This is a genomic window from Pseudomonas sp. BF-R-26 (assembly GCF_019947395.1).
Lineage (GTDB): Bacteria > Pseudomonadota > Gammaproteobacteria > Pseudomonadales > Pseudomonadaceae > Aquipseudomonas > Aquipseudomonas farris.
In genome coordinates, this window is the sequence record NZ_JAGYGK010000008.1 from 184,957 (window position 1) to 205,312 (window position 20,356).

The 20,356-nt window shown below is 61.8% G+C and carries 19 protein-coding genes; 12 read left to right on the plus strand and 7 right to left on the minus strand.

All coding sequences use genetic code 11. From position 1 onward, the window contains the following. Positions 1-115: 115 nt before the first annotated feature. Together KGB18_RS13975 and KGB18_RS13980 are read right to left on the minus strand one after the other, a co-directional pair. Positions 116-661: a cytochrome b gene (locus KGB18_RS13975; RefSeq protein ID WP_123720335.1), complete on the minus strand. Its 546-nt coding sequence runs from the start codon at positions 659-661 to the stop codon at positions 116-118. Further along, the gene (locus KGB18_RS13980) at positions 658-1,752 is read right to left on the minus strand and encodes a catalase family peroxidase (protein ID WP_123720336.1); all 1,095 of its coding nucleotides are present in this window, start codon (positions 1,750-1,752) and stop codon (positions 658-660) included. The genes KGB18_RS13975 and KGB18_RS13980 overlap by 4 nt, the downstream gene beginning before the upstream one ends. A gap of 164 nt (positions 1,753-1,916) precedes the next feature. Between KGB18_RS13980 and KGB18_RS13985 the strand changes: the two genes are divergently transcribed. Both KGB18_RS13985 and KGB18_RS13990 read left to right on the plus strand, forming a co-directional pair. Then, positions 1,917-2,423, plus strand: coding sequence for an RNA polymerase sigma factor (locus tag KGB18_RS13985; protein ID WP_048396953.1), 507 nt, complete (start codon positions 1,917-1,919; stop codon positions 2,421-2,423). Then, positions 2,420-3,172 (plus strand): anti-sigma factor family protein, encoded by a 753-nt coding sequence (locus KGB18_RS13990; protein ID WP_123720337.1) that lies wholly within the window; start codon positions 2,420-2,422, stop codon positions 3,170-3,172. Before KGB18_RS13985 ends, KGB18_RS13990 begins: the two co-directional genes overlap by 4 nt. Positions 3,173-3,354: 182 nt before the next feature. Here KGB18_RS13990 and KGB18_RS13995 read toward each other — a convergent pair whose 3' ends face one another. After that, complete coding sequence (locus tag KGB18_RS13995; RefSeq protein WP_052967763.1) at positions 3,355-4,191, minus strand: IclR family transcriptional regulator; 837 nt, start codon at positions 4,189-4,191, stop codon at positions 3,355-3,357. Positions 4,192-4,435: 244 nt separating this feature from the next. On the opposite strand from KGB18_RS13995, the gene KGB18_RS14000 reads away from it, so the two are divergent. From KGB18_RS14000 to KGB18_RS14035, 8 genes are all read left to right on the plus strand, one after another. Next, entirely contained in the window at positions 4,436-5,461 is a 1,026-nt protein-coding gene (locus KGB18_RS14000) for an ABC transporter ATP-binding protein (RefSeq protein WP_123720338.1), read from the plus strand. Beyond that, the gene (locus KGB18_RS14005) at positions 5,458-6,336 is read left to right on the plus strand and encodes an ABC transporter permease (RefSeq protein WP_123720339.1); all 879 of its coding nucleotides are present in this window, start codon (positions 5,458-5,460) and stop codon (positions 6,334-6,336) included. The genes KGB18_RS14000 and KGB18_RS14005 overlap by 4 nt, the downstream gene beginning before the upstream one ends. A gap of 6 nt (positions 6,337-6,342) precedes the next feature. Next, positions 6,343-7,137, plus strand: coding sequence for an ABC transporter permease (locus tag KGB18_RS14010; protein WP_123720340.1), 795 nt, complete (start codon positions 6,343-6,345; stop codon positions 7,135-7,137). Between the two features lie 7 nt (positions 7,138-7,144). After that, on the plus strand, positions 7,145-7,435 hold the full coding sequence (locus tag KGB18_RS14015; RefSeq protein ID WP_123720341.1) for a (2Fe-2S)-binding protein: 291 nt from the start codon (positions 7,145-7,147) through the stop codon (positions 7,433-7,435). A gap of 196 nt (positions 7,436-7,631) precedes the next feature. Next, complete coding sequence (locus KGB18_RS14020; RefSeq protein ID WP_123720342.1) at positions 7,632-8,987, plus strand: NAD(P)/FAD-dependent oxidoreductase; 1,356 nt, start codon at positions 7,632-7,634, stop codon at positions 8,985-8,987. After that, positions 8,984-10,099, plus strand: coding sequence for an NAD(P)/FAD-dependent oxidoreductase (locus KGB18_RS14025; protein WP_123720343.1), 1,116 nt, complete (start codon positions 8,984-8,986; stop codon positions 10,097-10,099). Before KGB18_RS14020 ends, KGB18_RS14025 begins: the two co-directional genes overlap by 4 nt. Before the next feature lie 17 nt (positions 10,100-10,116). Further along, complete coding sequence (locus KGB18_RS14030; protein WP_123720344.1) at positions 10,117-11,163, plus strand: ABC transporter substrate-binding protein; 1,047 nt, start codon at positions 10,117-10,119, stop codon at positions 11,161-11,163. Between the two features lie 266 nt (positions 11,164-11,429). Further along, positions 11,430-12,734 (plus strand): leucine-rich repeat-containing protein kinase family protein, encoded by a 1,305-nt coding sequence (locus tag KGB18_RS14035; protein WP_123720345.1) that lies wholly within the window; start codon positions 11,430-11,432, stop codon positions 12,732-12,734. A gap of 155 nt (positions 12,735-12,889) precedes the next feature. On the opposite strand, the gene KGB18_RS14040 is transcribed toward KGB18_RS14035, so the two are convergent. Next, positions 12,890-13,594 carry a YebC/PmpR family DNA-binding transcriptional regulator gene (locus KGB18_RS14040; RefSeq protein ID WP_052967776.1) on the minus strand — a complete coding sequence of 235 codons (705 nt, stop codon included), beginning with the start codon at positions 13,592-13,594 and terminating at the stop codon, positions 12,890-12,892. 231 nt (positions 13,595-13,825) lie between these two features. Here KGB18_RS14040 and KGB18_RS14045 point away from each other — a divergent pair, with 231 nt between their 5' ends. Further along, complete coding sequence (locus KGB18_RS14045) at positions 13,826-15,250, plus strand: type VI secretion system Vgr family protein (protein ID WP_123720347.1); 1,425 nt, start codon at positions 13,826-13,828, stop codon at positions 15,248-15,250. Positions 15,251-15,256: 6 nt separating this feature from the next. On the opposite strand, the gene KGB18_RS14050 is transcribed toward KGB18_RS14045, so the two are convergent. Continuing rightward, a complete protein-coding gene (locus tag KGB18_RS14050) occupies positions 15,257-16,648 on the minus strand; it encodes an FAD-dependent oxidoreductase (RefSeq protein WP_123720348.1) in 1,392 nt (463 codons plus the stop codon). Positions 16,649-16,659: 11 nt separating this feature from the next. Continuing rightward, positions 16,660-17,985 carry an MFS transporter gene (locus KGB18_RS14055; RefSeq protein ID WP_123720349.1) on the minus strand — a complete coding sequence of 442 codons (1,326 nt, stop codon included), beginning with the start codon at positions 17,983-17,985 and terminating at the stop codon, positions 16,660-16,662. A 283-nt stretch (positions 17,986-18,268) separates the two neighbouring features. Between KGB18_RS14055 and KGB18_RS14060 the strand changes: the two genes are divergently transcribed. After that, entirely contained in the window at positions 18,269-19,141 is an 873-nt protein-coding gene (locus KGB18_RS14060) for a LysR family transcriptional regulator (protein ID WP_038982415.1), read from the plus strand. A 264-nt stretch (positions 19,142-19,405) separates the two neighbouring features. On the opposite strand, the gene KGB18_RS14065 is transcribed toward KGB18_RS14060, so the two are convergent. After that, positions 19,406-20,269 (minus strand): LysR substrate-binding domain-containing protein, encoded by an 864-nt coding sequence (locus KGB18_RS14065; protein WP_123720350.1) that lies wholly within the window; start codon positions 20,267-20,269, stop codon positions 19,406-19,408. Positions 20,270-20,356 lie beyond the last annotated feature (87 nt).

Consider the following 20,356-nt stretch of genomic DNA (forward strand, 5'->3'; position numbering starts at 1 on the left):
AGGCTGCGATCTTTTGATCTTCGCGGTCTTACGGCGCCAAGATAAAAAGATCGCAGCCTGCGGCAGCTCCTACATGACCGTGTACATCCGCAGAATTTGGCTGCAGCTGTTGGGATCACCCGCGATCCTTGCCCCGCAGCATGCTGTTCAGCACATTATCCCGACGCACCCAGCCATGAAACAACGCCGCCGCCAAATGCAGCAGCACGGTCAGGAACAGCAGATACGCCAGATACCCATGCGCCTTGCGCAGGAACGCAAACACCTGGGCATTCGCCGGCAAGATCGACGGCAACTGCAACGAACTACTGAGCATCACCGGGTCGCCAGCCGCGGAAATCATCGCCCAGCCCAGCAGCGGCAAAATCAGCATCAAGGCGTACAGCAAAAAATGCGAAGCCTTGGCCGCGACCACTTGCCAACCCGGCAGGTCCGCCGGCAGCGGTGGTTGGCGAGTCGAAAACCGCACGGCCAGGCGCACGATCACCAGCAACAGAATCGCAACGCCCAAAGGTTTGTGCAGATGGATCAGCCACTGATGGCGCTCGGACACCGAGGCTGCCATACCCGCGCCGATAAACAGCATCGAGATGATCATCAGCGCCATCAGCCAGTGCAGCAGCCGCGCCAAAGGTGCGAAATGGTTCGGTTGAGCACTCATTGTTGAGACTCCTGTTTGGCGTTGGGCAACTGCTTCACTTCGCTGGTGCGGCGCAGGTAGGAACGGGCGTAACCCGCTGAGCGAGCGGCAAGCAGCGGGTCGTCGGAGCCTTCGATACCGCTGGGCAACACCAGCGGGTCGTAGTTGATGTCACGGCACTCGCCATTGAGTTGCGGCTGGGTGCTTTCGAGCACCAGCGTGCCGGCGTTCAGCACTTTTCGGCCCTCGGGCCAGGCCTTGCTCGCGTCGTTGACCGAGTCCCCGGGGTTTGCCAGAGTGATGTTCAACTGCCAACGCAACGGTCCGGCGGACAAGCGCTGTACCAGATCTTTCTCAAGGAAATCACCACCTTCGGGGGCCGTTGCACCTGCCGCGTCCTGAGCCACTGGCGTCATGCTCCAACGCACCGCCTGCCGTTGCCCGGCCGCGTTCACCAGGTAAAACGCGTTGACGCTGTTATAGGTTTCCGTCGCGTAACTGGCCGACGGTTTGGCGGTCTTGACCCAAGTCAGAAACGGCACGGCTTCGGGGTGCGCCGCAAAGAACGCTGGCACAGCCGCCGGGTTCGGTTTGCCGGTAGCCGGATCCGGTGACTGTGCTTGTTGCAACTGATAGAACGCTTCGGGCGTGCCCACCGGGAACACCGGCATGCTGTTCATTCCGGTGCGCCATTGCTGACCGTTGGCCTGGGTGAAACGCAACGCCAGGCTGCGGATCGGCACGCTATTGTCCGGCGCGTAAGGATTGCCGGCAGGCAGCGCGAAACGCCCGACCACCGGGGTCCGCGCTTCGCTGAACACTTGGGCGCTGGAATACTCGCGCGCCTGGCTACTGCTCTCGAAATGCCCGATCACGCACACGCCTTTGGCGTGGTTACGACGGAATCCCGGGTGCACGCCGTTGTTTTTCTCCAGCACATTAACCAAGTCTTTCGGCGTCAGGCGCTGCGGGTCGAGTGTGCCGTTGACGTAGGCAAAAGCCCCGGCCAGCGCGGCGACCACCACGGCAATGCCGGTCAGGCGCAACGTCAGGCTCGCGGCACTCAGCGGTGGCCGGTCAGGCCCCGTTGGCGGTGATGAGCGATCTACCATGAATGACTCCAGGGCCATCGGCCACAAGTGAGAAGAATCAGGCAGACGAACCGCGCCAGGGTTTATTCCATCGCCCGGTGTTTATTTTTCCAGGCGTGGAATAACCTCGAATGCCGGGCGTCTTCCTGAACACTCACCACAGCGTAGTGACTGGTCAGAACTTCATGAACGATATCGACGAACAACTCAGGGAAGTCATTCCCAGGCTGCGGCGTTTCGCCGTATCGCTGACGCGCAACCCCAGCAGCGCCGATGATCTGGTGCAGGCCTGCCTTGAGCGCGCGCTGTCGAGTTGGGGCGACAAACGTCCCGAGGGCGACTTGCGTGCCTGGCTGTTTTCGATCCTTTATCGGCAGTTTCTCGACGCCCACCGCCGCTCCCGGCGTTATGCGCGGATGCTCGAATTCTTTACCGGCCGTGATGATGCGCAGCCTTCGGCAGAACGCACGGTGATCGCCCAATCGACCCTGCAAGCCTTCGATCAGCTCAGCACCGAACAGCGCGCGCTGCTGCTCTGGGTGTCGGTGGAAGGCTTGAGTTATAAGGAGGTCGCCGAGATTCTCGACGTCCCCATCGGCACAGTGATGTCGCGCCTGTCCCGCGCACGCCAGGCCTTGCGCCAGCTCAGCGACGGCGAAATCACCCACCCCTCTCTGCGGAGACTCAAATGATCAGCATGCCTCCCAGCGAACGTGACCTGCACGCCTACGTCGATCACCAACTCAACGATGCCGATCGACATTTGGTGGAAACTTATCTGGCCAACAACACCGAAGTGGCCGCGCAAGTACGCGCCTGGCAACACGATGCCCAACAATTGCGCGCGGCCCTGAGCGGCGCCTTGCAGCAACCGGCCAACCCGCAACTTGACCCGGCAATGATTCGCCAGCGAGTCAAACGCCAGTCGCGCCGCCATCTGGCCAGCGCCGCGGTGTTGCTGATCTCGGTCAGCATCGGCGGATTGGGCGGTTGGCAGGCCCGGCAAATGACCCTGGTCCGCGCCCCGCTGCCGATGACCGATGCGATGCAGGCCTACCGGCTGATTGCCCAGCAAGGCATCCTGCCGGCGGACTACAAAGTCAGCGATGACGGCGATATGCAGGGCTGGCTCGATCGGTATTTCAGCCAGGCCCATCGTCTGCCGAACCTGACCGCTGCCGGATACAAACCCATCAGCGGGCGGCTGCTCAGCACCGAACAAGGGCCGGCGGCAATGGTGGTATACGAGGATCAGAGCGGCCATAAAGTCAGCTTCTACGTCCGTCCACCCGGGCCGAAAAACACCCTGCTGCCTCGCGGTAGTCGCAGCGACGGTGAGTTGCAGGCCGAGTACTGGTCGGGGGCCGGCTACAACTACGCGATGGTCAGCCCGAGTGATACGCCGGCGGCGCAGATGCTCAAACAAACTGCGCAGTTCTGATCATCACCACCAATCTCTGTGGGAGCGACCTGTGGCGAGGGGGCTTGCCCCCGTTTGAGTGCGTAGCACTCACAAGATATTTGGTGCATCAGAGATTTTGGGGCCGCTTCGCAGCCCAACGGGGGCAAGCCCCCTCGCCACAGGCCGCTCCCACAGGGTCAGCGATTATTTGGAGATTGCAGTCACCCCTGCCCGAAGACTTGCGAAGGCCTTCGCAACAGCGGATCGAACGGATTGATCCGCGGCCCGATCAGCGCGGCTTCACGCTTGAGCATTTCCACCACCGTCGGCAAGCGATCCGGCCCCAGGCGATCGCTGACCGTGGCCACACTCAGCGCCGCCACCGCCCGACCTTCGCGGTCGAGGATCGGCACGGCCACCCCGGCCATGCCTTGCAATACGCCGGTATTGCGCCCGGCGTAACCGAGGGTGCGCACACTCTCGACTTCCGAGCGCAGGAACACTTCATCGTACAGATGAAAATCCTTGAGCCGCGGCAAGTTGTAATGAATCACCGTGTCGCGCTCCTCTTCCGGCAGAAACGCCAGAATCGCCAGGCTGCCCTGCCCCACACCCAGCGCCACCCGCCCGCCGATGTCACCGGTAAACGTGCGGATCGGAAAAGGCCCTTCACTGCGATCCAGACAGATCGCATCGAAGCCACTACGCGCCAGTAAAAACAACGAATCCCCCAACGATGCCGACAGCCGCAGCAACGCCGGCCGCGCCAGTTCGCGCAAGTTGCCGGTGTTGCCGGCACGGGCCGCCAAGGCAAAAAACTCCAGGCTCAGGCGATAGCGTTTGCTGCGCGCGTCCTGCTCGACCATGCCCTCGTCCATCAGACTGCGCAGCAAGCGGTGGGTGGTTGGTTGCGACAAACCAATGCGCTGCGCCAGTTGCGTCACGCGTTCTCCGCCTTCGACGGTGTCACCCAGACTGCGCAGCACCGCAAATAGTCTTGAGACGGCACCGACGCCGACTTCATTTTTGTTTTCATTCCGCTCAATGGAATCAGGCATGTGATTTCTCGACAATAAATTTACTCACTGAATGAAACTGAAAATAGTCATCGCTTCAGTGAAATAGGCCATTGAGCCCATCCTATTCTTCGTCCTACTCTGCGTCCATCAGGGGCGATTCGAACAACAGCGGCAGCCGACAGAAGTCGAGCGCCAACGCACCCCGGCAACATCCTTTTCGTATCTGCCCATACAAAAAAGCGCGCCTTTGGCGACGCATAACAATCTCAGGTGGAGCGCAGTCATGGCCTTCGTGCAACTTGAAAACCTCGGCAAACGTTATGGTGAGATCGACGCGGTCGTCGCCACCAATCTGTCGGTGGAAAAAGGCGAGTTCGTTTCCTTGCTCGGCCCCTCCGGCTGCGGCAAAACCACCACCCTGCAAATGATTGCCGGCTTCGTCGAAGTCAGCAGCGGGCGCATTGTGCTGGACGGTCGCGACATCACCCACGCCAAACCCGCCAGTCGCGGTCTGGGCGTGGTGTTCCAGAGTTACGCGCTGTTCCCGCACATGACCGTGCAAGACAACGTCGCCTTCGGTCTGCGCATGCGCAAAGTGCCCAACGGCGAGTTGCAGCAACGGGTGGATCGGGTGCTGAAACTGGTACGTCTGAACCAACACGCCGAGCGCTACCCACGGGAGCTTTCCGGCGGCCAGCGCCAACGTGTCGCGCTGGCCCGGGCGTTGGTGATCGAACCGCCGGTGCTGCTGCTCGACGAACCGCTGTCCAACCTCGACGCCAATTTGCGCGAAGAGATGCAGTTCGAAATCCGTCGTATCCAGCGCGAGGTCGGCATCACCACGCTGATGGTCACCCATGACCAATCCGAAGCGCTGTCGATCAGCGACCGGGTGGTGGTGATGCAGGCCGGGCGCATCACTCAGATCGACGCGCCCTACACCCTCTACGAACACCCGCGCACCGAGTTCATTTCCGGCTTCGTCGGCAAGGCCAATCTGCTGCCCGGCGAGCGGGACAGCGCTGGCGTCGTACAGGTCTGCAACCGTGGTGACGGCGAACTGACGTTGAGCCTGCGTCCGGAAAAAATCGACTTGCTGGATAAAGGCTTGGGCCGTCTGCAAGGCAAGATCGTCAGCCGCTTTTTCCTCGGCAGCCAATGGCTGTACGGCGTATCGACATCGTTGGGCGAACTCAGCGTGGTGCGCCGCAACGACGGTTCCGCCCCCTTGATCGAAGGCACGGCGGTCGGCCTCGATTGGGATGCAACATTGCTGCGGGTGCTGAGTGTCGACGAGGTGCCGGCATGAGTACGCTTGCCGTCATCCGCCAGAGGCGTCAGGGACATCAGGGCTATTGGTTATCCGCACCGGCCCTGGCGTTGTACTTCGGTCTGCTGGTGATCCCGTTGCTGCTGACGCTGGTGCTGTCGTTCAACGTCTTCGACTACAGCTCGGGTATCAACAGTGACGCCTACACCCTCGATCACTACAGTAGTTTGCTGGGCGATCCGTACTTCTACGAGATCTTTCTGCGCACGTTCTGGATCAGCGCCCTGACCACCCTGCTCTGCGTGGTGATCGGCGTGCCCGAGGCCTACATCCTCAGCCGCATGGGCGCACCGTGGCGCTCGATCTTCCTGATTCTGATCCTCACGCCGTTGCTGATTTCGGTGGTGGTGCGTGCCTTCGGCTGGAGCCTGTTGCTCGGTGCCGACGGCCTGGTCAACCAGACGCTGCAAGCCTTCGGTGGCTCGCCGATGAAGCTGCTCTACACGCCGTTCGCGGTGGTGATCGCACTAGTCCACGTGATGCTGCCGTTCATGATCATTCCGGTCTGGACCTCGCTGCAAAAACTCGACCCGGCCGCCGAACAAGCCGCGTTGTCGCTGGGCGCCAGCCACCTCACGGTGATGCGCAAAGTGGTGCTGCCGCAAATCATGCCCGGCGTGCTCTCCGGCACCTTGATCGTGTTCGGCCTCGCGGCCAGTTCATTTGCCATCCCCGGACTGCTCGGCGGACGCCGGATAAAGATGGTCGCCACGCTGATCTACGACCAGTACCTGTCGGAGCTCAACTGGCCGATGGGCGCTGCGATTGCCGTCGCGCTGCTGTTGCTCAACCTGCTGATCATGCTGTCGTGGAACCGGATGATCGAAGGCCGCTACAAGAAGTCATTGGGATAATTCGTCATGTCCAGAAACGGTCCTTTCGCCCTGCTGTTTCATACCCTGGTGGTGCTGTTCATGCTCGCGCCGCTGGTGGTGGTGTGCCTCGTCGCCTTCACCCCGGAAAACACCCTGAGCCTGCCGACCACGGATTTTTCCCTGCGCTGGTTTCGCGCAGTGTTCGAGCGCGCGGACTTTGTCGATGCCTTCTACAACAGCCTGATCCTGGCGTTCTGCGCCGCCACGCTGGCGACGCTGATCGCGGTGCCGGCAGCCCTGGCAATCACTCGATTCGAGTTCCCCGGACGAGACTTTTTCAACGGTCTGTTCCTGTCACCGATCATCATTCCGCACCTGGTGCTGGGGGTGGCGTTGCTGCGGCTGTTTGCGCTGATGGGCGTAAACGGCAGCTTCGCCTGGCTGATCTTCGCCCATGTGCTGGTAATCACGCCGTATGTGTTGCGCCTGGTGTTGGCCTCGGCCATCGGTCTGGACCGCAGCGCCGAACACGCCGCGCAATCCCTGGGCGCCGGACGTTTCACGCTGTTCCGGCAAATCACCTTGCCGATGATTTTGCCGGGGGTCGCCGGTGGCTGGCTGTTGGCGTTCATCAACAGTTTCGATGAGGTCACGTTGTCGATCTTCGTCACCTCGCCGGCCACGCAAACGCTGCCGGTGCGCATGTACGTGTACGCCACCGAATCCATCGATCCAATGATGGCGGCGGTGTCGGCCCTGGTGATTGCGCTGACCGCGCTGACGATGATTCTGCTCGATCGGGTCTACGGCCTGGATCGGGTTCTGGTGGGTAAACAATGAGGGCGCCATGGCTCTGCTGAAACGACTGGCCGAAGGCGACCGCCCGGCCCTGGACTTTACCCTCGACGGCAAGCCTGCCAGTGGCTTGCTCGGCGACACCTTGCTGACCGCCGTACTGACCTGCAGCGAGCACCTGCGCGGCAGCGATTTCAGCGCCGAACCCCGCGCCGGTTTCTGCCTGATGGGCGCCTGCCAGGACTGCTGGGTACGCCTGGGCGACGGCCGCCGGGTGCGCGCCTGCTCAACGCTGCTTGAAGCCGGACAGCACATCAACCGCGAACCGGGGCGATCGGTATGAACACGAATTCTCCCTGCAGAAACCCAATCCCCTGTGGGAGCCAGCCAAAAATAATGCGGCATACCTCAACCAACTGTGGGAGCGGGCTTGCCCGCGATAGCGGACTGTCAGCCACCACCGATGTTGAATGTGCCGCCGTCATCGCGGGCAAGCCCGCTCCCACAGGATTGGGGCGTCGATCACATATGGGGTGGGTATGAAGTCTGTAGTCATCATCGGCGCAGGCCCCGCCGGAATCCGGGCGGCGCAAACCCTCGTTGCCCATGGCGTGCACCCTGTTCTGCTAGATGAAGCCGCGCGCGGTGGCGGGCAGATTTATCGACGTCCACCGGCGAATTTCAAGCGTTCGGCGGTCAAGCTGTATGGCTTCGAAGCACGCAAGGCCAAGGCACTGCATCAGACAATCGACGCACTGCGCGAGCAACTCGATTACCGTCCCGACACGCTGGTGTGGAACGCCGAATCTGGGGCGCTCGACACCTTGCATGAGGGCCGCGCCGCACGGCTGGAGTTCTCCCGGGTGATCGTCGCCACGGGCGCCACCGACCGGATTCTGCCCGTACCAGGCTGGACGCTGCCGGGGGCATACAGCCTCGGCGCGGCGCAGATTGCCTTGAAGTTTCAAGGCTGTGCCATTGGTGAACGCGTGGTGTTCGCCGGCAGCGGACCGTTGCTGTATCTGGTGGCGTACCAATACGCCAAAGCCGGCGCCAACGTGATCGCCGTGCTCGACAGCTCGCCCTTCAGCGCTCAGGCCCGTGCCCTGCCCGGCCTGCTGTCACAACCGGCCACTCTCGCCAAAGGCGTCTATTACCGCACCTGGCTAACCGCCCACGGAATCCCGGTGCACCAGGGCGCCACCTTGAAACGCATCGATGGCGAACAGCGCGTGCAATCGCTGAACTGGCATAACGCAGCAAGCGAACATCGAATCGAATGCGACGCCGTAGCCTTCGCCCACGGCCTGCGCAGTGAAACCCAACTCGCCGATCTGCTGGGCTGCGAATTCACCTGGAACCCGCTCAACCGCGCCTGGCTGCCGCAGCGCGACAGCGCCGGTCGCAGCAGTGTCGCCGAGGTGTACCTGGCCGGTGACGGCGCCGGCATCATGGGTGCCGACGCCGCTGAAATGGCCGGTGAACGGGCAGCCCTGGCACTGCTTGAAGACATCGGTTACCTGATCCCGCCTCAGCGTGCCAACCAACTGGAACAGTCGCTGAACACTATCGGCAGATTCCGCCAAGGCCTGGAGCGAGCCTTTATCTTTCCCGAAGGCTGGGCCACCAACGCTGTGGATGACCTGATGATCTGCCGCTGCGAAGAAGTGCGCGCCGGCGACATCCGCCAAGTGGTGCGCGAAGGCCATTGGGAGATCAACCGGGTCAAGGCCCATTGCCGGGTCGGCATGGGTCGCTGCCAGGGACGGATGTGCGGCGCCGCCGCAGCGGAAATCATTGCCTGCGAAAGCCAGCTCAACCTGTCCGACATCGGCCGGTTACGGGCGCAGGCGCCGATCAAACCGCTGCCGTTCGGTCTGGAGGTCGAGCCATGATCGAGGTCGATGCAATCATCATTGGCGGTGGCATTGTCGGGGCTTCCGCCGCTCTGTTTCTGAGCAAGGCCGGCCGGCGCGTTGCATTACTGGAGCGGGACTTTTGCGGTTCGCACTCCAGCGGCGTGAACTACGGCGGCGTGCGGCGTCAGGGCCGGCCTCTGTCGCAATTACCGCTGTCGCAACGGGCTCACGAGATCTGGGGCCAACTGCCGCAGCTCATCGGAATCGACGGCGAGTACCAGCGCAGCGGTCACCTGAAACTCGCCCGCAGCCTCAACGACCTGCACGCCTTGCAGGATTACGCCGCCAGCAGCCAGGGGTTCGGCCTCGATTTGCAGGTACTCGACCGCAATGAGCTGCGCGCACGTTTTCCGTGGGTCGGAGAGGTCGCGGTCGGTGCCTCGTTGTGCCCGGACGATGGCCACGCCAACCCGCGCCTGGTGTCCCCGGCCTTCGCGCAGGCGGCGCGTCGGCACGGTGCGCAGATCCATGAACAATGCGCAGTGACGGCGGTGGTGCATGACGGTCAGCACTTTCACGTCAGCACTCAATCCGGCCTCGAGCTGCACGCCCCCTGGCTGCTGAATTGCGCCGGCGCCTGGGCCGGAAAGCTCGCCGCACAATTCGGTGAAGCGGTGCCAATGCACGCCGGTCACCCGGCAATGCTGGTCACCGAACCGTTGCCGCTGGTGATGAACGCCAGCACCGGCGTCGAGGGCGGCGGCATCTATGCCCGTCAGGTCGCTCGCGGTAATTGTGTGTTGGGCGGCGGCCAGGGCTTTGCCCTCGATAACGCCCGCGCCCGGCCTGGTCAGAACGCCGTCATCGAGATCCTGCGCCAGGCCGTCGAACTCTACCCGTTTCTTGAAGGTGCCCAGGCGATTCGCACCTGGAGCGGCACCGAAGGTTATCTGCCCGATCGCCAACCGGTGATCGGGCACAGCAGCACTCAACCCGGTCTGTTGCACGCGTTCGGCTTTGCCGGCGCGGGCTTTCAGATCGGGCCTGCGGTGGGCCAGGCGCTCACCGAGATCATCTGTAGCGGCGCGTCAAAGACGTCGCTGCATGCGTTTTCCATCACCCGGTTTCACTCCATCTCCGTTGCTTGATAGAGGAAGGTCGCGCCATGAATAATTTCAAACGCAGTGCACTGCTCGGTTTCTCTTGCTTGGGCGCCATGCTCACGGTCAGCCAGGCCCAGGCCGAACCGACGCTTTACCTGGGCATGAACGGCGGAACCATGGAGCGGCTCTACGCCGACAAGGTGCTGCCGGCTTTCGAAAAAGCCAATAACGTCAAAGTGGTGATCGTGCCGGGAACCTCCGCCGATATTCTGGCCAAGGTCCAGGCCAGCAAAGGCAACCCGCAGATGCACGTGATGTTCCTCGACGACGGCATCATGTACCGCGCCATCGCCATGGGTTTGTGCGAAAAACTCGAAGACAGCCCGCCCCTGGCGCAGATTCCGGCCAAGGGCCGCATCAAGGATCAAGCCGTGGCGGTCAGCCTCGGCGTCACGGGGCTGGCGTACAACACGCGGCTGTTCAAGGAAAAAGGCTGGAACGGGCCGACCTCATGGATGGACATGGCCGACCCGCGCTTCAAGGACAAACTGGTGTTCCAGTCGATGGCCTCGTCGACCTTCGGTCTGCACGGTTTCCTGATGTTCAACCGGATTCAGGGCGGCAGCGAAACCGACGTCGAACCGGGGTTCAAGGCCTGGCCGAACACCGTCGGGCGCAACGTGCTGGAGTACATTCCGAGCTCCGCGAAGATTTCCGAAATGCTCCAGACCGACGAAGCGGCGCTGTTCCCACTGACGCCGACCCAGGTCACCGCGCTGAAACTCAAGGGCATGCCGGTGGAATATGCACAGCCGAAAGAAGGCGCCGTGGTGCTCAACGTCGCCGAATGCGCCATCGCCAACAACACCCAACCGGAACTGGCGCAGAAGCTCGCAGCTTTCCTGCTGACGCCCGAAGCGCAAGCCGCTGCGCTTGAAGATGGGGATCAGATTCCATCCAACCCGAATACGCCAACCACCGACAAGACCCGCGGCCAGGTCGAGGCAATGAAGCAGTATCTGACGACCGCGATCGCCATCGACTGGGATCAGGTCAACGAACAGCGCCCGGCGTGGAATGCCCGGTGGAATCGCAGTATCGAGCGCTAATTCGATCGCGCAGTCGGTTGGGGCAGTTGGTGGAGGTCAGGGATCTGGCTTGACCGCAAGGTTTGTGGTGCAGCACCGGTCTCATCGCGAGCAGGCTCGCTCCCACATTGGATTTCCAGTGACTACAAAATTTGCGAACAATGGAGATCCGTGTGGGAGCGAGCCTGCTCGCGATGGCGGCCTGACAGCCACCACAACTTTCCCGCTATCATGTCGCCCATTTCCAGCCCTCCACGCCCTCCTCCTGATCAATAGCGAACCTGCCCATGGATACTCTCGCCCAACTGCGCGCCGGCCAACTGTCGGGCATCACCCGTCTGGATCTGTCCTGCGGCCTGACCGAGTTCCCCCGGGAAATCTTCGACCTGGCGGACTCGCTCGAAGTGCTCAACCTCAGCGGCAACGCCTTGCGCAGCCTGCCGGACGACCTGCACCGCCTGACCCGTTTGCGCGTGCTGTTCTGCTCGGACAACCAGTTCACCGAACTGCCCGCCGGCCTCGGCCAATGCACCGCGCTGACGATGATCGGCTTCAAGGCCAACGCCATCGAAAACGTGCCGGGCGCCGCCCTGCCGCCGCTGTTGCGCTGGCTGATCCTGACCGACAACCGCCTCACGGATTTGCCGACCGAACTGGGTGAATGCGCGCATCTGCAAAAGCTCATGCTCGCCGGCAACCGGTTACAGCGATTGCCCGAAAGCCTGAGCCATTGCCATCAACTCGAACTGATCCGCATCGCCGCCAATCAGCTCACCGAGCTTCCCGAATGGCTGCTGACCCTGCCGAGCCTGACCTGGCTGGCGTACGCCGGTAACCCGCTGGAAACCGAAGCCGATGCCGCCGCCCTCGAAGCCACGACGAGCATTCCCTGGTCCCAACTGAACCTGGAGAAAAAACTCGGCGAAGGCGCGTCGGGGGTTATTCATCAGGCGTTGTGGGAGCAGACGAAACAGGTCGCGGTGAAACTCTACAAAGGCGAAATGACCAGCGATGGCTCGCCGTTGCACGAAATGAACGCCTGCATCACCGCCGGCATCCACCCCAACCTGATCCGGGTCGAAGGGCGGATCGTCGACCATCCGCAAGCGCAGGCCGGGTTGGTGATGCAACTGATCGATCCGAGCTACCGCAACCTGGCCGGGCTGCCGAGTCTGGCGTCCTGCACCCGCGACGTCTACGCCGATGACACCCGGTTCAGCGCTAGCGTGGCGCTGCGCATCGCCAGTGGCATTGCTTCAGTGGCTGAACATTTGCACCGCCAAGGCATCACCCACGGCGACCTCTATGGTCACAACATCATGTGGAACGAGCACGGTGATTGTTTGTTGGGGGACTTTGGGGCGGCGTCTTTCCATGCCACTTCGGACAGCCTTGAAAGCCGCGCACTGCAGCGGATCGAGGTGCGGGCGTTCGGGGTGCTGCTGGGGGAATTGCTGGAGCGGATCGACTCGGGGTTGAGCGATGAAGGTCGTGAGTCGTTAGAGGCATTGCAGCAGCGCTGCTGTCAGCCGGATGTGCTGGCGCGGCCGGGGTTCAGCGAGGTTGTGCGGGAGTTGGCTGCGTTCAACTAGCGGCAAATATAAAACCTGTGGCGAGGGAGCTTGCTCCCGTTGGGTTGCGAAGCGACCCCAAAAGCGACGGCTGCTGCGCAACCGAACGGGGGCAAGCCCCCTCGCCACAGGCAAGCTCCCTCGCCACAAATCAGATCACAAACTGTCGGAACCGCTTAACCCGCCAACCCGACAAACATGTCCTGCACGTCATCATGGTTATCGAGGCCTTCGAGGAATGCTTCGACTTCTGCCATCTGCTCATCGCTCAAACCACTGACCGGGTTTTTCGGCTGGTAACCCAACTTGGCCGACAACACGGTGAAACCCTGCTCCGGCAGCGCTTTCTGTACCGCATCCAGGTCCGCAGGTTCGGTCAGGAACAGCGTCGCGCCGTCTTCACCCGGTTCGAAATCCTGGGCACCGGCTTCGATCGCAGCCATTTCCGGATCGGCGTCAGGGCTGTCCGGGGACGCCTCGATCATGCCGACGTGGTTGAAGTCCCAGGCCACCGAACCGGAAGCGCCCAACTGGCCCTTACGGAACGCGACGCGGATTTCAGCGACGGTACGGTTGATGTTGTCAGTCACGCATTCAACGATCAGCGGCACCTGATGCGGTGCGAACCCTTCATACGTCACGCGATGGTATTGCACGGTTTCACCCAACAGGCCCGCGCCTTTCTTGATCGCGCGATCCAGGGTTTCCTTGGGCATCGAGGCTTTCTTGGCCTGCTCGACCACCAGACGCAAGTGTGCGTTGGTGGCAGTATCGGCACCGTTGCGGGCAGCGATGGTGATTTCTTTCACCAGTTTGCCGAAGATCTTGCCCTTGGCGTTGGATGCCGCTTCTTTGTGTTTAACCTTCCACTGTGCGCCCATTACTCACTCTCTTGATCTGTGGCGCCGAGACATCTATTGGCCGACGCATGGCGCAAGTTTATACGGCCTAAAGATGCCAATCGACCAAAAATTCCAAGATCTTCACCCCGTGACGAATCGACATCTTCACCAGTGTTTGTAGGGCGATTCTGAAAAGTCGATTTGCGGTGACGCTTCAGGGCTGTGGTTTCGTACCCTCTGCGCCCATCCTCCCTGGCAGAAGCGCGCTCGATGCACAACGACAAGGAAAGCCCCTTCACCCTGACACTTCTTGACGGCGGTTTGAGTCTGCAGGTGTTGCAGTTCAGTGGCCGTGAAGGTCTCAACCAGCCCTATCGATTCGACATCGATGTGATCAGCCTCGCCCCGGCGCTGCACCTCGACCACTGGCTGCAACAACCGGCGTTTTTGCGGCTGGCGGATGACCAAGGCATTCACGGCGTGATCCACAGCGTCAGTCGCGAACATCGCGGACCGCACCGGGTCGGTTACTCCCTGGTGCTGGCACCCTATCTTCAACAACTTCACCTGCACAGCTCGCGTCGGGTGTTTCATCGTCTCAGCGTGCCCGCGATCGTGCGTCAGTTGCTGGAGGAGCATCAATTGCCCGAGCACAGCTACCGCTTCGAACTGGCAAACGGGTGCTACCCGTCCCGACCTTTTTGCATTCAGTACGATGAGAGTGATCTGGCCTTCATGCAGCGGCTGTGTGAGGAAGAAGGTATCCACTATCACTTCGAACATCAGCACGACGGGCATGTGCTGGTGCTGGCCGATGACAGCCTGAGTTTCCCTCAGGAACCGCTGCTGATGCCGTTCCAGGACGACGCATTCAACGATTCCGCCTTGCCGGTGATCAGCGAACTGTTCCAGCGCCATGACCCGGACCTCGCCCCGGCACGGTGGGAGGCCAGAAACCGCGGCGCGCAGGTGATCGGCGATGGAGCGGCGAACCACCCGCTCACCAGAACGGGCCCGATGATGGCACGCCCCGCGCCCGAACAGCTGCATCACGACCAGCTCAGCCGCCGACGGCTGGAACGCCTGCGTTGCCAGCAACGGCAGATCCACGGCCAAAGCAATCAGAGCGAACTGTGCAGCGGACGGATCCTGCAAGTGGCAGAACACCCGCTCTCGAGTTTCAACGATCAATGGCTGCTCACCGATATCCGGCACCAGGGACAGCAGCCGTCGATTCTCGCCGAGGACCAGCCCGGCAGTGCCCGACGCTACAACAATCAGTTCACTGCCATTCCCTGGTCAACGGTGTTCAGGCCGGCGCTCAAACACGCCAGGCCGAGCATCCCGGGCTATCAGACCGCCCGGGTGCTGGGCTCCGTCGGGCAACCGGCGGCGCTCGATGATCAGGACCGGATACAGGTCAGGCTATGGCCGACGCCGGCGTTCGAGGTGGATGAATCCGACGGTCTCTGGCTACCGGTTGCCCTCGCAACACCGGACGGTCGGATCGATCCGTCCAGATTGCCCATGGCCGGCACCGACGTGCTGGTCAGTTTCCTCGACAGCGACCCGGACCGGCCGGTTTTGTGTGCCGGCATGGGCCATCCCCAGCCTTCCCGCCCCGCTCCCGAGCCACGTCGCGATGGTCGTCTGCTACTCGACTGGCTGATCAACCGCTCGGATCTCGCCCCCTGAGCCTCATCATCCCTTGTCGGTCTTGCCCGCCGCAGCGGCAAACTTCGCTAGCCGCACGTCGAGGTGCCGTGGCCGATGCCCGTGATCCTCGGCGCGCTCTTTGCGGCGGATGGCGTTGCGCACCATCAATGAGCCGAGATAACGGATCGGCTCGGGCGGAAAAAACCCCAACGGGCCATTCACCAACGGCGAGCGGGTCCAGGCATTGTCCAGCCCCAGCACCATCGAGGCGAGAATCTGCCCGCCCATATGGCAAGGCCCGACGCCGCTGCCGGAGTAACCGAAACCGTAGAACACATTGCCGCTGGCGCTCATCTGGCCGAAGAACGGTAAACCGGTGACGGAGCGATCCGACGGCCCGTTCCAGGTGGCCTCGACCTTGACCTTGGCGAACGCCGGGAAGAACTCACTCAGGCTGTGCTGCAACAAGCCGGCATAGGGCGATGGCTGATCGAACACCGGCAGCATTCGACCACCGTAGGCGAAGGTATTGCCGCCCTTGCCGAGCATGATTCGACCGTCCGGGGTGTTGTGGTAGTAATGCACGAAAATCCGCGAATCAAGCACCGTCACGCCGCTGGTCAACCCAATCTCGTTGAGCAAATCCGGCCGCGGTTCGGTGATCAGCATGTCGCTGGAAACAATCGCCACACTGCGTTCGAACTGTGGAAACGCCCGGGCCATCCAGGCATTCATCGCCAGCACCACCCGGTCGGCGCGGACCGTGCCATTGGGGGTTTTAACCCCCGCAGGCTTACCCTCCTCCAGACCGGTCATCGCAGTGTTTTCATGAATCCTCACCCCCAGCTGCAAGGCCACCCGACGCAAGCCGCGCACCAGTTTGCCCGGCTGAACACTCGCAGCAGCCGGGGAAAACCAGCCCTCCAGGTGTTTGCTGGAACCGGCCATGCGCTGTACATCCGCCAGTGGCCGCTGGGTGAAAGAGTTGATGCCGTTGCGCTCCAGCGCCGCGATCACCGCGTCAGTCGAGCCACATTGGGCGCGATTGGTGGCGGTGTAGAGCGTGCCGTCGAGGCGGTAATCGGCGTCCACCGCGTACTGTTCGCAAAAGGCACCGATGGCGTGGATGCTGCGCTCGGACTCCTTGACCAAGCGCACGGCTTCTTCGACGCCGAACAACCGTTCCAGGGTGAAATACTTGGCCGACCACGACAGCGCACAACCACCGTTGCGCCCACTGGCACCGGCACCGCAGATGTCCGCTTCGATCAGCAGCACGTCCAGTTCGGGGTTCTGCTGCTTGAGCATGATTGCGGTCCACAACCCGGTGTAGCCGCCACCGACAATGCAGACGTCGGCGCGGGTATCACCGGATAAAGGTTCGCACGGCGCGCAGGACTCGGCCGCCAGTGCCTGTTCCAGCCAGTAAGGTCTCATGGGGGTAATCCTTATGTACGCAGGGGTTTTACGGTCATCGGTTGGTTAGGCACAAATGCTCTTTCGGGACGCAGACCCGCCGGGCGACTGTTCCAGTGGGGAATCAGCACCAGCGACGAGAACAACGCGCAGCCGGCAAAGACGATGAATACCGTGACCGAGTCGAAGTAACCCGGCAGCAGCCCGCCGAGAATCGCCCCGACCGAACCGCAACCGTTGACGAAGCCCGCCGCCGTGGCGCCGGCCTTGGCGGTACCGAAATCGATCGCCGCCGCGCCGCTGATCATCGAGTCTGGTCCATACAGAGTCAGGCCCATGACAAACAGCAGCGCCACCACCAGCAAGACGCTGCCGGTATGCAGGGCGCCCATGAACAGCGCCAGGGAAACCGTGAGCGCCAACAAGCTCAGCACACAGGCCGGCATGCGTCGAGCGCCGAACAGTTTGTCCGAAGCCAGCCCCAGCAGGATCGGCCCGAGCAACCCGGCCAGTTCGAACGCCGTGGGAATAATCGCCGCGCCGACCTTGCCCACCGTGGGCATTTGCTCGAAGACGATCACCGGCCCCCACAGCAGAATCGCGTAGCGCGCCGGTTTCAACAGAAAGTACGCCAGCCCCAGCACCAACACCGTGCGGTTGCGCAGGATTTCCCGCAGCGGCTCCAGAACGCTGATCTTGCTTTGAGCGTGCGCCTCTTCGGCAGTTAACGCAGGTTCCGGCTCCACCGCTGGCAAGCCAACGTCTTCGGGTTTGTTACGTTGAAAAATAAAAAACAGCACGGCGACCAGCCCAACCACCGCCGCACTGGAAATGAACGCCGCATGCCAGGTGCCGATCAGCGTATACGCCCACCAACCCGCAAACGGCGAGGCCACCAGCCCGCCAAAGGCGTAGCAGGAACTCCATAAACCCAACACTCGCCCACGCTGCTCGGCGGGAAAGAAACTGCCAATGTTCTTGCACAGCCCCGACCATCCGGTGGACTGCGCCAGCCCTTGGATCAGCATGCAAGTGGCGAAAATCGGCAACGTGGCAAAGCTGCCCATGACCAACGCGGCCACCGCGGAAATCAGCAATCCGCCGAGCACCACGACCCGTGGCCCGAAGCGGTCGGCCAGGATGCCCCAAGTGAATTGCCCGATGGCGTAAGCCGCCAGGTAGATGGCGTCGAGGTTGGCCATGGCCATTTTGTCGAGGGTGAAGGTGGGGTCTTCGGCGATCCCCAGTTTGGCCACGGAAAAGGCTTTGCGGGTGAAGTAGAACGCGGCATACGCGAGCCAGGTGATGGCGAAAATCTGCACGCGCCAACGCTTGATGGTACCGATGGGACTGTTCATTGTGGTTCTGACCTCAGGGTGTGAGTGTGCCGGCAGAATTGGAAGAAAACGCCTGTGTTTTTATTGTTGAGCACTGCGGTATCGCCTGTTCCCTGAGGCGATACCGGTCAGATGAGTCCTGCTGATTGCATGCATGGGCTCATGACCACCGAGCTGTTCGACTGAACAGTCACCGGGGCTGAAGCGGATAAAAACAATTACTGATTAATAAGTGAAATCGATTTATCGTATTTCAAATATAAGCTCAGCTTGTTACTGGTTACGCTCGTTACTGGAGAGTTCGATGTCGGTATCCCACGCCCAGCTCAAAGCCTTCCACGCCGTCGCGGTCCACGGAAGCTTTACCAGGGCCGCCGAGCGGCTGTTTCTGACGCAACCGGCGATTTCCGACCAAGTGCGCAAGCTCGAAGAGCGTTTCGGTGTGTTGCTGTTCCACCGCAACAAGCGCTCAGTGCGCCTGACCGATCTGGGCGAGCGCCTGTTGAGCATCACCCAGCGACTGTTCGTCATCGAAGCCGAGGCGCAGGAGTTGCTTCACGCGTCTCAGGCGTTGCAAACCGGCAGCCTGATTCTGGCGGTGGATGCACCGGTGCATGTGCTGCCGCAGATTGCGCGGTTCTGCGAGCGCTACCCCGGCATCAGCGTGAAGATTGAAACCGGCAACACTGACGAATCGCTGTTTCGGCTATTCAACTATCAGGCCGATCTGGCCCTGTTGGGGCGCGATGTCAGCGACGAACGTTTGCTCTCGTTGCCACTGCGCAATGACCCGATGGTGGCCTTCGTTTCGCGCCATCATCCGTGGGCCGATCGCGAATCCATCTGCCTGGCGGACCTGGACGACACGCCATTGGTGCTGCGGGAAATCGGCTCGGTGACGCGGCAAACCCTGGAAGAGGAAATGGCCCGGGCCGGGTTTCGCATCCGCCCGGCGATTGAAGTCGAAGGCCGGGAAGCGGCGCGCGAAGCGGTGGTGGTCGGGATTGGCGTGGGAGTGGTGTCGGCCGCTGAGTTCGGCGCGGATTCGAGGGTGTGTGCGCTGCCGATTACCGATTGCACACGGCGGCTGACGGAGACGCTGGTGTGCTTGCGCGAACAGAGTTCGCGGCGAGTGGTGGCGACGTTTCTGGAGATGGTTCGCGAGAGTCTGGTGTAGGCAGGTCCGGCCTCATCGCGGGCAAGCCACGCTCCCACAGGATTTATGCTGGCTGCAAATCTTGTGTACGACACAAATCCTGTGGGAGCGTGGCTTGCCCGCGAAGGCCGCGCCGCGGTCTATCTGCCAGGCGCCAACTCAAAAAACGCCTGTATCAACCGCAAACCCGTTCGCCGCTTTAACAGGATTTATGTTGGCCACATATCTTGTGTACAACACAAATCCTGTGGGAGCGTGGCTTGCCCGCGAAGGCCGCGCCGCGGTCTATCTGCCAGGCGCCAACTCAAAAAACGCCTGTATCAACCGCAAATCCCGCCGCCGCTCCATGCACCCGATCATGTGCCGATTGACCAACCCCTCGCCAATAATCGGTACCGCCGCCACCCGCGGGTCGTGGCTGACTTCCACCGACGATACGACGCCCACGCCCAATTCTGCGGCCACGGCCTCGGTCACTGCCTCGCGACTGTCCAGCTCCAGCAACACCCGTGGATTGACCCTGGCCTGAGCGCACGCCTCATCGAATGTGCGTCGGGTAATCGAACTCGGCTCGCGCAAGACCATGATCACCTGATCCAGATCCTTGAGTTGTACCCCTTTCGACTTCTGCGCACACGAATGACCTGCGGGCACCAACGCGCAAATCCTCGACTCGCTCAACGCTTGCAGGTGCAGCCCCTTGCGCGGCTCGACCTCGGTCAGCACCGCCACGTCGGCATGCTCCGACAATAACGCCGCCAATGTTTCCTGAGCATTGCCCAACCGCAGGTTCACGGTGATCCCCGGATAACGCGCGCGCAAACTGGCGAGCATTGGCATGACCATGTGCGGCCCGTCCGCCGCCACTTCCAGGCGCCCAGTCAGTAACTGCCGGTTGGCCTCCAGCATCACCTGCGCTTCTTCGGCCAGGCCAAACATCGCCCGGGTGATCGCTGCCAGTTTGGTGCCCTCTTCCGTCAGTTCGACGCGCCGCGCGGTGCGTCGCAACAAGGTGATCTGGTAGTGCTCCTCCAACGCCTTGATGTGCCCGGTGACCGCCGGTTGGCTGATAAACAGGCGCTCGGCGGCGCGGGTGAAGCTGCCTTCCCGAGCCACAGCGTCGAAGGCGCGCAGCTGAAACAGATTCATGAATAACCCTCACTGATGGCTGGCATAACAACAAACAATTTGATTGATAGCTCACCGAATTGCAATTTATGTCCCGTAGCTTCATCC